The organism is Rubrivirga sp. (assembly GCF_965213695.1).
Taxonomy (GTDB): domain Bacteria; phylum Bacteroidota; class Rhodothermia; order Rhodothermales; family Rubricoccaceae; genus Rubrivirga.
The window spans coordinates 3,785,014-3,796,567 of sequence record NZ_OZ243912.1; the positions used below are offsets into that span (position 1 = coordinate 3,785,014).

Below are 11,554 nucleotides of genomic sequence, written 5' to 3' on the forward strand. Positions count from 1 at the left end.
CGGCGGCCCCACCGGCATCGTCGATGGTCCGTCGTCCCCCGTCCGTCGCCCATCTCCGTCCCGGTATCTTGGGGCATGGCCCTCCACCTCCGCACCGGCGAGACCGCGCTCTCCGTCGACCGCGCCGACGGCACGACCGCCGACGGCGAACCGCTCGACGCCCGCCTCACGACGCTCCGCCGCACCGACCGCGCCGAGACCGTCCTGCTCGTCGTCGACGGCCGGCCGCGCGTGGCCACGGTCGAGCGCGACGGCGCCACAACGCGCGTCTGGGTCGACGGCGCCCCCATCGAGGTCGACGTCCGCACCGACGCCGACCTGCTCCTCGAGCGGTTCGGCCTGGACACGGGCGACGCGGCGGCCGACCGCGAGGTCCACGCGCCGATGCCGGGCCTGGTCTTGCGCGTGCTCGTGGCGCCGGGCGACGCCGTCGAGGCCGGCCAGGGCGTCGTCGTGCTGGAGGCGATGAAGATGGAGAACGAGCTGACGGCGCCTGCCGCCGGCACTGTCGCCGCGGTCCACGCCGCTCCGGGCGACGCCGTCGCCAAGAACGACCTGCTGATCGAAGTGGACGTGTGAGTCGGTCCTCTTCCCCTACGCCGGCCTGATGTGATCGGACCAGGCTGTCCCTTCTCCATAGGTCTATCGTAGAGGATGCTGCCGTCTCCAGAAACATCCGCGTGGTCCACCGCTTCGTCTCTCTCGCAATTGCACTCACCTCCCTCGCCGCTCAGCCGCCCAACGCACAAGAGATCAGCGTCGCGGCTGGCCCTTCCCAAGTCGACGGAGGGAGCGTCTTCGAGGGGGAGAGCGGTTGGACTCTCAACGTACGCGCGGCGAGTCGACTCGCTCCGATTGCCACCCTTGATTACGACGTTCGCTATGCCGCGTTCTCTGGGAACGATTCGATGGGTACCCTTCGCCTCTATGGAGCGACAGTGGGCGTTCGCTTCCACCCCGTTCGCTTCGGACCCGTCACTCCCTATGGACGGCTAGGCCTCGGAATAGGAAGGCGGACGGTCTCGAGTAGTGACAATGGACGGGAGTCAGCCGTCGTGGAGGGGTCGGGTGGCGTCGTTATCGGAGCTCATCGGGGTCCCTTCGGGTACACCGAGGTAGGTACTTGGATCGGGGTAGAACCACTTTCAGCGACAGGCCACAGCGGCCTCCGTGTGGGCGTCGGGTACCGATTCTGAGCGTCTCGCTGATCTTTTTCCGATCTCATCCCCGCGCCAGCGGTCGTGCTCACATCGCTCGTTTTTCAACCGGGCGGCGATGTATTCTCCACGGCTCCTCTAGATCCACATGCCCACCCTGCTCCTCAGCAACTCGACCTCGCCCGGCCAGCCGTATCTGGCGCACGCCCGCGACTGGATCGCCCAAGCCGTCGGCGACGCGCGCCGGGTGGCCTTCGTGCCCTACGCCGCCGTCACGTTCGGCTACGACGAGTACCTCGGCCGGGTCCGCGACGCGCTCGACGGGCTCGGCCTCGAAATCGTCGGCGTCCACGCGGGGGCCGATCCCGCCGGCGTCGTGGCCGGGGCGGACGCCGTGTTCGTCGGCGGCGGCAACACGTTCCACCTGCTCCGCGAGGTGTACCGGCACGGGCTGCTCGACGCGATCCGCCAGCGCGTGGCCGAGGGCGCCCCCTACGTCGGGTGGAGCGCCGGCTCGAACCTCGCGGGCCCGACCATTCGGACGACGAACGACATGCCCATCGTCGAGCCGCCGTCGCTCGACGCGCTCGGGCTGGTCCCGGTCCAGATCAACCCGCACTACACCGACGCGCACCCGCCGGGCCACCAGGGCGAGACACGCGCGCAGCGGCTGGCCGAGTTCGTCGCCGCCAACCCGGACCGCCCGGTCGTCGGCCTCCCCGAGGGAACGGCCGTCCGCCTCACGGACGGGCAGGCGACGCTTCTGGGCGAGGGCGCCGCGCGCGTGTTCGACACGGCGTCGCCGGAGGGGCGCGAGGCGGGGCCGGGAGAGGCCGAGGCCCTGTTTGTTGCCTGACCACGCCCCGCACGTCTGAGGGACCTCGTCAGTGAGCGCCGTCGAGGATGATCTCCGAGATGGCCAGGTCCTCGTACAGATCGCCAGGGTAGACGTCCGTGACGACGAGAGTGACCACGTCCCCAGCGCGCACCAGCGGACCGTCGGGCAGGCTCACCGACTGCATGAGCATCGTGTCTGCGAGTTCGATCCGGGCGGCTGGCCAGCCGTTGACGAGGAGGAGCGCCGTCCGAACCCGCCCGTTCTCGCGCCACGCGGCCTCTGACTTTCCGTACCCATTGACGACGCGAAGACCCCAGAGGCCGACGGCCCCAACGTCGTGCTCAGGGTCGCCGATCAATCGAAACACGACCGACTCCCCGACGCCGGGACCGTCGGCCCCCTCGACCCACGCCGTCTGCGCCGAAGCGTCGTCAAGTTGGTCGGCGTCGTAGCGGTTCGCCCCCTGTGGCGAGAGGTGAGACGAGGCCACGACCTCCCACCCGAGTGCACACGCGAGACTGCACCCGGCAAACAGTTCGTCGGAGGCCAACTCCTCCACCGCCCAGTCTGCGGTGTGGACCGTCGCCTTAGCTACGGGCACCTGGGCGAAGACGGGGACCGCGAGGAAAGCAGTGAGAGCAGAGAGGGCGCGCATCGAGTAGAGTCTAGCGGTGCCGGCCACCTCGGAACGGGAACGACGCAGGGACAGGTAGCCGTTAAGGCTACGACGACGAGCTCGGTGGTCCGGGCGACAAACGCCTTGCGAGGAACTTGCGGCCCAGCGACTACGCCTCCCCCGCCGCCTTCTGCGCGAACGCTGTGACGAGACGCGCGAACGCGGCCACCACGTCGACCAGGCCGGTGGCCGCGAGCCGGGCGTCGGGCGAGGTCGGCAGCTTGGGCGGCGAGACGCGGCCCATCCACAGCGGCATCTTCTCGCGCAGGAGCGACGGCCCGGGAAAGCGGCCCGGCGCCAGGTGCGCCCCGTAGAACGCCGCCTTCCGGTCGAGCCGGCCGTAGACGCTCTGGTCGGGCTCGACCTCGCCCTCGCCGCCGCCCGCGACGACGGACGCCCCGAGCAGGAAGTCGTGGTAGAGGAACGGGACCTCGGCCAGCGCCGGGCCGACGGCAGCCAGCGCGTCGGGCCGCTCGCGCAGGCCGACCTCGGCGGCCCGGGCCGCGACGGTCGCCACCAGCGCCAGCGTCTCTTCGGCCACGAGCCCGGGGTCGGCCTGGTCGGTCAGCGTCGGCAGGGCCGTGCGGACGACGTCCTGGGTGACGGAGAGCGCGGCGGGCGCCGCGAAGGCCACGACGCGGGCGACGAGGGTGGCGTCGGTCATTCGCGGCGCGGGTCGAGGTCGGTCTGAGGGCCGGACGCGATGGGAGGCGGCCCGGGTCGCTCCGCTAGCTCTGCTCCTGGGTCCCGGCCGGGCCGCCGCCGATGGCCGTCCGCATCTCGGTGTCGGCCTCGATGTTGCGGAGGTTGTAGTAGTCCATGATGCCGAGGTTGCCCTGGCGGAACGCCTCGGCCATGGCCTGGGGGATCTCGGCCTCGGCCGCGACGAGGTTGGCCCGCTGTTCCTGCTCGGACGCGACGGCCGCCGCGCGGCGCTCCTCGGCCTTGGCCCGGGCCACGCGGAGGTCGGCCTCGGCCTGGTCGGTTTGGAGCTTGGCCCCGATGTTCTCGCCCACGTCGACGTCGGCGATGTCGATGGACAGGATGTCGAAGGCCGTCCCGTTGTCGAGCCCCTTCGCCAGCACCGTCTTCGAGATGTTGTCCGGGTTCTCGAGCACCTGGGCGTGCGTGTCGGACGAGCCGATCGTGCTCACGATGCCCTCGCCGACGCGGGCGATGATCGTCTCCTCGCCCGCGCCGCCGACCAGCCGCTCGATGTTGGCCCGGACCGTCACGCGCGCAATCGCGCGGACCTGGATGCCGTCCTTGGCGATGGCCGAGATCGGCGGTGTCGTGATGACCTTCGGGTTGACCGACACCTGGACGGCCTCGAACACGTCACGGCCGGCCAGGTCGATGGCCGTCGCCCGCTCGAACGTCAGGTCGATGTTGGCCTTGTCGGCCGAGATCAGCGCGTTGACCACCTGCTGGACGTGGCCGCCGGCGAGGTAGTGGGCTTCCAAGAGCGGCGGCGAGACGGGGATGCCCGCCTTGTGCGCCGTGATGAGCGGCCGGACGATGGCCGCCGGCGGCACGTTCCGCAACCGCATCCCGACCAAGTCCCGGAACAGGCTCAGCCGGACCCCGGAGAAGATGGCCGTGATCCAGAGCCGGACCGGGATGAAGTACAGCAGCACGATCCCGAACAGGACCGCGCCCAAGATGACGATGAGGCTGCCGACGCCGACGAGCTCTTCCATGAGGAGGGGGGAGACGGGACCGGGCGTACGCCCGGAGCCCCGCTAGTTGTTGCGCGGGCCGGTCGGCCGGCGGTAGTCGCCGCTCCGGCCGCCGGTCTTGGCGAGCAGGCGGACGCCCGTGATCTCGATGTCCTTCGTGACCGACTTGCACATGTCGTAGACCGTCAGCGCGGCGACGGTCACGGCCGTCAGCGCCTCCATCTCGACGCCCGTCGGCCCCTCGGTCTTGGTGATCGCGCGGACGTCGACGGCGCCGGCCTCGTCGTCGAGCTCGAACTCGATCTCGACGTTCTGGAGCACCACGTCGTGGCACAGCGGCAACAGGCGGCTCGTCTGCTTGGCCCCGAGCACGCCGGCCACGTTCGAGACCGTGAGCACGTCGCCCTTGCGGATCTCGTTCTCGCGGATGAGCCGGAGCGCCTCGGCCCCGACGACGACGCGGCCGGCCGCGACCGCCGTCCGCGCCGTGGACGTCTTGTGGCTGACGTCGACCATCCGGGCCTGGCCCTGGTCGTCGACGTGGCTGAGGGTGGGGGTCTCGGTCATGGCAGCGGTGGGGGGACGCGGCACAAGATAGACGGCCGCACGGACCGGCGAGGGCTCTTCGGCGCGACCGGGACGGGGGACGGGGGACGGGGAAATCTGACTCCTGCCTCCCGCGAGCGCCACCGACGGGCCACCCACCGAGTTACTCACAAAGCGCCCACGCCCGTCCCCTCTGCCGTTTCCCCGTTCCCATTTCCTGTCTCCGCGAGCGCAGCGAGCGCCCAGCCCCTACCCCCCGATCGTGATCATCGGTCGGTTGCCGGTGGCCGCGAGCACGTCCATGCCGGCGTGGGCCCGGGCCTTGCCGGCGAGCGCCCGACGGACGAGGGCCACCACGTCGGCGTCCGTCGCCCCGGCGCGGAGCGCGTCGCGCAGGCTGACCTCGCGGGCGCCGAACAGGCACACCTTGAGCGCGCCGTCGGCCGTGACGCGGAGCCGGTTGCAGCCGGCGCAGAACGGGGCCGTCATGCTGGCCACGAACCCGACGCGGCCCCGCCAGCCGGGCCGATTGAACGTCCGGGCCGTCGCGTGCGGGCCGTCGTCGCGCGGGACGAGCGGGCCGTGGACGGCCTCGATGGCCGCCCGCGTCTCGGCCATCGGGACCAGCGCGGCGCGGTCCCAGCCGTTGCCGTCGAACGGCATGACCTCGATAAAGCGGACCTCGACGGGCTCGCGCACAGACAGGGCCGCGAAGTCGGCCGCCTCGTCCTCGTTGACACCCCGGAGCGCGACGACGTTGACCTTGAGCGAGCGCGGGCCGTCGATGGCGTAGCCCGCTTCGAGTGCGGCGGCGAGCGCGCCGAGCACCGTGCCGAGCCCGTCGCGCCGCGTGACGCGGTGGAATCGGTCGGCGCGGAGGGTGTCGAGCGAAACCGTGAGGTCGGTCAGGCCGGCGGCGCGCAAGGCCGGCAGGCGGTCCTCCAACAGCAGCCCGTTCGTCGTCATCGCCAGCGAGCGCAGGCCGAGTCGCCCCAACCGCTCGGCCACCTCGACGGCGTCCTTGCGCACGAGCGGCTCGCCGCCCGTCAGCCGGACTTTGTCGACGCCGGCCCCGACGAGCGCCCGGGCGACGGCCTCGATCTCGTCGGTCGCCAGCATCGCCCGCGTCGGCGTCAGCGGGACGCCCTGGGCCGGCATGCAGTAGACGCAGCGGAGGTTGCACCGCTCGGTCAGCCCGAGCCGGAGCGTCGTGTGGCGGCGGCCGAAGGCGTCGGCGAGCGCCGTCACTCGTCCTTCCGGAAGATCGTCCGCGCGATCGCGACGGTCGCGCCGACGGCCAGCCCAGCCATCAGCATCACGACGTACCAGGCGGCCGAGCCGAACTCGAAGGGGACGTCCATTGAAGCGGAGAGCGCGGAGAGCGCGGAGAATAGTGTTCGGCCCGACGAGGGTTCCCCCACGCCTCGCCACTCGCGCCCCTACCGGAAGTCCTCGACCCGGACCACGTCGCTGTCGGCCCGGTCGAGCCGCGAGAGGAGCAGGCGGCCCCCGCCGGGGAAGACGCCCAGGCCCGAGTCCTCGGGCACGTCGTCGACGGCGGCGAGCGTCACTCGCGCGCCCGTGGCGGGGTCGAGGCGGACGACCGTCGCGGCCCGGTCGTAGCGCCGCTCGAGCACGTAGACGGCGTCGCCGACGACGGCCCAGTTGGCCCAGTCGGCCGGGGAGAGGTTGACGCGGAGCCGCTCGGCGCGGACGTCGCGGATCTCGCCGTCGACGACGGGGAGCCGCCACAGGCCGCGGCGGTCGGGCCGGAGGACGAGCAGGCCGCCGCCGGGCGCCTCGGCCGCCGCCACGCCGCCGCCGACGGTCACCGGCTCGGCGGCGCCGCCGCCCGAGGGCACGCGGTAGATCTGCCACGTCTCGCCGCGGTCGGACGCGAAGTAGACCCAGAGCCCGTCGCGCGACCACGTCGGCGCGACGTCATCGGCGGCGACGTCGGTGAGCGCGCGGGCCTCGCCGTCGGGCAAGATGAGGAACACGTCGGCGTCGGCGTCGCCGCCGGCCCGGGCCGAGACCACGAGCCGCCGGCCGTCGGGGCTCCAGCGGGGTCCGCTGACGCGGGCGCCGCCGAACGTCGTGAGCTGGCGGGCGCCGGCCCCGTCGGGCTCGGCCGTCCAGACCTCGTGGCTGCCCGAGCGCGTCGAGACGAACGCAACGCGCGACCCGTCCGGGGCCACGGCCGGCTGGCGGTCGTCGCGCGTCGACGGGAGGAGCGGCCGGGCCGCCCCGCCGCCGGCGACCTCGACGACTTGGGACCGGACGAGCTGGCGGGCGAACGCGAGCCCGCCGTTCCGCCCGACCGAGGGCCCGGCGATCTCGCCGCCGTCGCTGCCGAGCGCGACCCACCGGGGGTCGCCGCCGTCGAGCCCGACGCGCCACAGGCCGGCGGCCCCGTCGCGGTTGGCGGCGTAGACCACCTCGCGGCCGTCGGGCGTCCAGTCGAGCCCCGTGATCCCCTTCTGCTCGCGCGCCAGCCGCCGGACGCGCCCGCCCTGGACCGTCACCACGGCCACGTCCTGGCGGCCGTCGAGCGCCGTCCGGACGAAGGCGAGCTGGCGGCCGTCGGGCGAGAACGCGGGCCCGAGGTCGCCGGGGTAGGTCGAGGCCGGCGACGTCAGCCGCTGCGGGGCCGAGCCGTCGAGCGGGAGGAGGTGCAAGCTGAACGCGCCCTGGCGCCCGCGCCGGCCCGAGAACGCGAGCAGCTGGCCGTCGGGGCTCCACACCAGGTCGGTGATGTCGAGGTCGCCGGCCTGCACCAGCGTCTGCTCGGGCCCGCCCCCGGCGTCGACCGCGTGGATGCCGCACTCGCCCCCGACGCCGCACCGGACGAACGCGACGCGCTCGCCGTCGGGGCTCCAGGCCGGGCTCAGTTCGTCGGCCGGCTGCATCGTGAGCCGGACGGGGTCCCCGACGCCGTCGGCGGGCAGGACGTAGATGTCGAACTGGCGCTCCCCCTCGTCGACGCCGGGCACACCGCCGTCCCACGCGAACGCGACGCGGGCGCCGTCGGGCGACAGCGCCGGGTCCCGCTCGTCGCCGACGAAGCTCGTGACCGGCGCGGCCCCCAGCGGCCGGACGCCGGCGACGCCGGCCTGGTACGCGACGAACGCCCCGGCCAGCACGACCACGACGCCGGCCAGCGCCCACAGCAGCACGCCCGGCCGCGTCCGCGTCGGGAGCGCGGGCCGGCGGACGTCGAGGCCCGTCATCGGGGCCGGCACGGCGACCGGCGGGGGCAGGGCCGGGGCGGCCAGGTCGAGGTCGAGGTCGTGCTCGACCGGGGCGATAAGGGCGTAGCCCCGCTTGCGGAGCGTCTCGACGTAGGTCGGGTTCCGGGCCTCGTCGTCGAGCGCCTTGCGGAGCTCCGAGATGCACCGGGCCAACACGTCGTCGGTGACGACGGTGCCGGTCCAGACCTCGGCCATGAACTCGTCCTTGGTGACGGTCTCGCCGGGCCGGGCGGCCATCGCCGCGAGCACCTCCATCACCTTCGGCTCCAGCTTGCGCACGTCGTCGCCGCGCGTGAGCCGATTCGCCATCGGCTCCGCGACCCACTCGCCCACCCGGAATGGGGCGGTGACAGTCGGCTGGTCGGCCGTCGTTACCGGTTCCATCAGTGACGTCGAAAGAGGGGGCCAGGGACCTCGCCGCTCGGGACGCAGGGGGCGGTGGGCATCTCAGCCGCCTAACGCGGTGGCCCTGTCCGTGGTGCCCGAACTGCTGCGGGGCGTCCTCCACGATAACCCGCGTCGGTCCTCGGACGCCACGTTTCAAGCGCGTCGGGGGCGCCAGGCCGCCGTGAGGGCCGTCCGGGGGTCCTCCCTCAGCTAACCCTCAAGTCTCTCCCACCCCGTCCCCAAGGTTCGGGCCCGGTCCGTCCCCAGATTGCGGTCGTTCGCCGGGGGCCAACCCCACCACCCTCGGGCCAGCGGCGGACACCTTGTCTGAGTACGGACGACCGGGGATTCGTGAGCCACCCCGCCGTCCGAGGTCGATCCCCCTCACCGTTGATCGACCGACCGGGCCGTCCCTGGCCCCCAGCCCTCGCCCCGAGACGTCGTCGGGGCGGGGGCTTTTTTTTTGAGGGAGAGGCGGAGGGTCATACCACGTCCGGTTGATCCGTCACTGACCGGAACTGGAGGGGGTGGGGAGCCCGTGTGGGCGTGGAGCGCGGCCTCCTCCCATACCCACACACTCCACCCGGATTTGGTGTTACTCGCCCTCCTCGTACACCGCCTCGCCGTCGAGATAGGTGGCCACGACCCGGGTCGCCAGGATCTCCTCCGGCGGGACCGCCATGAGGTCCTGGGAGAGGACCACGAAGTCGGCCCGTTTGCCGGGCGCGATGCTGCCCACCTCGTCCTCCATGAAGGCGGCGTAGGCCGCATCGAGGGTGAACCCGCGGAGCGCCTCGGCGCGTGTCAACACCTGGTTGCCGTACCACCCGCCGGCCGGCATCCCGCCGACGTCTTGGCGCGTGACGGCGGCGTAGAACCCGAGCAGCGGGCTGACCCGCTCGACCGGGAAGTCGGAGCCGAGCGCGAGCCGGGCCCCGCTGTCCAAGAGCCGGCGCCAGGCGTAGGCCCCGCGCAGGCGGTCCGGCCCGAGCCGCTCGCCGGCCCACGGCATGTCGCTCGTCGCGTGCGTCGGCTGGACCGACGCGATGACGCCGAGGGCCGCGAACCGCTCGATGTCGTCGAGCGAGAGGATCTGCGAGTGCTCGATCCGGTGGCGGCCGGGCCCGCCGCCCGTCGCCGCGATGGCCGCTTCGTAGGCGTCGAGGACCTGGCGGTTGGCCCGGTCGCCGATGGCGTGCGTGTTGACCTGGAGCCCGCACGCCATCGCCGCGCGGGCCGTCGCCTCGATGACGTCGTCGGGCCGGAACAGCAGGCCGTGGTTGCCCGGGTCGTCGGCGTAGTCGGTGAGGAGGGCCGCGCCGCGGCTGCCGAGCGCGCCGTCGGCGTAGACCTTGACCGAGCGGACGACGACGCGCTCGTCGGCGACGCCGTCGGGGAAGGCGTCGCAGAACGGGCCGATCTCGCCGGGCGTAATCATGACGTAGTTCCGAATGGGGAACCGGCCGTCGGCCGCGAACTGGCGGTACAGCGGGATCGCGGCGAGCGGGACGCCGGCCTCGTGGACGCCCGTCAGCCCGTGCCGCACGGTCTCCGCGAGCGCCCGCTCCAGCGCCTCGGCGTGGAACGCGGCGTCGGGCGCCGGCAGGGCCTGGGCGACGAGCCCCTCGGCCGCGTCGACGAACACGCCGGTCGGGCGGCCCCGGTCGTCGGCCAGGACGGCGCCGCCCTCGGGAGCGGCGGGCGCCGCCGCGTCCGGGTCGATGCCGGCGGCGCGCAGGGCGGCCGTGTTGGCCCAGGCCGCGTGGCCATCGATCCGGCCGAGCCAGACGGGCCGGTCAGGGAACGCCGCGTCGAGGTCGGCGCGCGTCGGGAAGGCGCCGTCGCCGCCCCAGTCGTTCTGGTCCCACCCGCGGCCCGTCACCCAGGCGCCCTCGGGCAGGTCACGGGCGAAGGCGGCCAGCCGCTCGACGATCTCGGCCTTCGACGTCGTCCCGACCAGGTCGGCCGAGAGCAGGGCCTCGCCCAGCCCCATCAGGTGCGCGTGGGCGTCGATCAAGCCGGGGACGACCGTCCGCCCCTCCAGGTCGAGCCGGGGCCAGTCCGGGTACGCCGCCGCGACCTCGGCCTCCGTGCCGACGGCGACGAACCGGCCGTCCTCGACGGCGAACGCCTGGGCCGTCGGCCGGGCGTCGTCGACGGTGTACACGGTGCCGCCGGTGGCGACGTAGCGGGCCGGCTGGGCCACCGCGAGGGCGGGCGCGAGCAGGAGGGCGAGGAGAAACGGGCGCATGAGAGACGTGGGGCGGGAGGTGCGTGGCCCGCCCCTCACCCTGTCCCTCTCCCGTGGGGAGAGGGGACGTGATCTGGGACGGCAGGCGGTCATGGACAATATCGGTCCGCCCGCCGGGACTCAACCATCCGCCGTCGGCTCGCGCTCGACCCACAGCGTCACCGGCCCGTCGTTGACGAGGGCCACCTCCATTTTCGCCCCGAACACCCCGGTCGGCACTGGGCGACCAAGGTGGCCGGCCAGCCCCTCGGCGAACGCGAGGTACAGCGGCTCGGCGACCTCGGGCCGCGCGGCGCGGACGTAGCTCGGCCGGGTCCCCTTGCGCGCGTCGCCGGCCAACGTGAACTGGCTCACGACGAGGGCCTCCCCGCCGACGTCCTGCACCGAGCGGTTCATCCGGCCCTCGTCGTCGGGGAAGACGCGGAGCCGGGCGAGCTTGTCGGCCAGCCAGTCGCCCTCGGCGGTCGTGTCGCCGTCGACCACGCCGAGCAGCACGAGCAGCCCGCACCCGATCTCGCCGACGACGGCCCCCTCGACACGGACGGAGGCGGAGGAAACACGCTGGACGAGGGCGATCATGGGACGGGGGACGGGGGACGGGGGACGGGGGACGGGGGACGGGGGACGGGGGACGGGGAAATCTGGGCACCAGCGACCGACGGCGCCACCGACGGGCCGCCGAGTTGTCCACGAAGCGCCCACACCGTCCCCTCTGCCAGTTCCCCGTTCCCATTTCCCATTTCCGCGAGCGCCAGCGAGCCCCCCCGTG

General features: G+C 73.3%; 10 protein-coding genes. 2 read left to right on the plus strand and 8 right to left on the minus strand.

Going from position 1 to position 11,554, the window contains the following annotated elements; all coding sequences use genetic code 11:
* Nucleotides 1–75 precede the first annotated feature (75 nt).
* Both ACOOHE_RS16775 and pepE read left to right on the plus strand, forming a co-directional pair.
* Nucleotides 76–579, plus strand: a complete 504-nt coding sequence (locus ACOOHE_RS16775; RefSeq protein WP_420455234.1) for an acetyl-CoA carboxylase biotin carboxyl carrier protein subunit — start codon at nt 76–78, stop codon at nt 577–579.
* Nucleotides 580–1,305: 726 nt separating this feature from the next.
* Entirely contained in the window at nt 1,306–2,013 is a 708-nt protein-coding gene (gene pepE / locus ACOOHE_RS16780; RefSeq protein WP_420455235.1) for a dipeptidase PepE, read from the plus strand.
* Nucleotides 2,014–2,041: 28 nt separating this feature from the next.
* On the opposite strand, the gene ACOOHE_RS16785 is transcribed toward pepE, so the two are convergent.
* The 8 genes from ACOOHE_RS16785 to dtd all read right to left on the minus strand — a co-directional run bounded on the left by ACOOHE_RS16785 (nt 2,042) and on the right by dtd (nt 11,364).
* Nucleotides 2,042–2,650 (minus strand): NADase-type glycan-binding domain-containing protein, encoded by a 609-nt coding sequence (locus tag ACOOHE_RS16785; protein WP_420455236.1) that lies wholly within the window; start codon nt 2,648–2,650, stop codon nt 2,042–2,044.
* Nucleotides 2,651–2,780: 130 nt separating this feature from the next.
* Nucleotides 2,781–3,335 carry a hypothetical protein gene (locus ACOOHE_RS16790; RefSeq protein ID WP_420455237.1) on the minus strand — a complete coding sequence of 185 codons (555 nt, stop codon included), beginning with the start codon at nt 3,333–3,335 and terminating at the stop codon, nt 2,781–2,783.
* Between the two features lie 64 nt (nt 3,336–3,399).
* Entirely contained in the window at nt 3,400–4,371 is a 972-nt protein-coding gene (floA, locus tag ACOOHE_RS16795; protein WP_420455238.1) for a flotillin-like protein FloA, read from the minus strand.
* A gap of 42 nt (nt 4,372–4,413) precedes the next feature.
* Nucleotides 4,414–4,917 (minus strand): cyclic pyranopterin monophosphate synthase MoaC, encoded by a 504-nt coding sequence (gene moaC / locus ACOOHE_RS16800; RefSeq protein WP_420455239.1) that lies wholly within the window; start codon nt 4,915–4,917, stop codon nt 4,414–4,416.
* Between the two features lie 228 nt (nt 4,918–5,145).
* Nucleotides 5,146–6,144, minus strand: a complete 999-nt coding sequence (gene moaA, locus ACOOHE_RS16805) for a GTP 3',8-cyclase MoaA (protein WP_420455240.1) — start codon at nt 6,142–6,144, stop codon at nt 5,146–5,148.
* A 191-nt stretch (nt 6,145–6,335) separates the two neighbouring features.
* On the minus strand, nt 6,336–8,531 hold the full coding sequence (locus ACOOHE_RS16810) for a winged helix-turn-helix domain-containing protein (RefSeq protein ID WP_420455241.1): 2,196 nt from the start codon (nt 8,529–8,531) through the stop codon (nt 6,336–6,338).
* A 598-nt stretch (nt 8,532–9,129) separates the two neighbouring features.
* Nucleotides 9,130–10,785: an amidohydrolase gene (locus ACOOHE_RS16815; protein ID WP_420455242.1), complete on the minus strand. Its 1,656-nt coding sequence runs from the start codon at nt 10,783–10,785 to the stop codon at nt 9,130–9,132.
* 120 nt (nt 10,786–10,905) lie between these two features.
* A complete protein-coding gene (gene dtd, locus ACOOHE_RS16820) occupies nt 10,906–11,364 on the minus strand; it encodes a D-aminoacyl-tRNA deacylase (RefSeq protein ID WP_420455243.1) in 459 nt (152 codons plus the stop codon).
* Nucleotides 11,365–11,554: the final 190 nt, after the last annotated feature.

Bases quoted from the DNA above. Each gene is read 5' to 3' on its own strand.
- ACOOHE_RS16785 (WP_420455236.1), bottom strand. From the start codon at position 2,650: ATGCGCGCCCTCTCTGCTCTCACTGCTTTCCTCGCGGTCCCCGTCTTC.
- ACOOHE_RS16810 (WP_420455241.1), bottom strand. From the start codon at position 8,531: ATGGAACCGGTAACGACGGCCGACCAGCCGACTGTCACCGCCCCATTC.
- ACOOHE_RS16815 (WP_420455242.1), bottom strand. From the start codon at position 10,785: ATGCGCCCGTTTCTCCTCGCCCTCCTGCTCGCGCCCGCCCTCGCGGTG.
- ACOOHE_RS16775 (WP_420455234.1), top strand. From the start codon at position 76: ATGGCCCTCCACCTCCGCACCGGCGAGACCGCGCTCTCCGTCGACCGC.
- moaC (WP_420455239.1), bottom strand. From the start codon at position 4,917: ATGACCGAGACCCCCACCCTCAGCCACGTCGACGACCAGGGCCAGGCC.
- dtd (WP_420455243.1), bottom strand. From the start codon at position 11,364: ATGATCGCCCTCGTCCAGCGTGTTTCCTCCGCCTCCGTCCGTGTCGAG.
- pepE (WP_420455235.1), top strand. From the start codon at position 1,306: ATGCCCACCCTGCTCCTCAGCAACTCGACCTCGCCCGGCCAGCCGTAT.
- ACOOHE_RS16790 (WP_420455237.1), bottom strand. From the start codon at position 3,335: ATGACCGACGCCACCCTCGTCGCCCGCGTCGTGGCCTTCGCGGCGCCC.
- floA (WP_420455238.1), bottom strand. From the start codon at position 4,371: ATGGAAGAGCTCGTCGGCGTCGGCAGCCTCATCGTCATCTTGGGCGCG.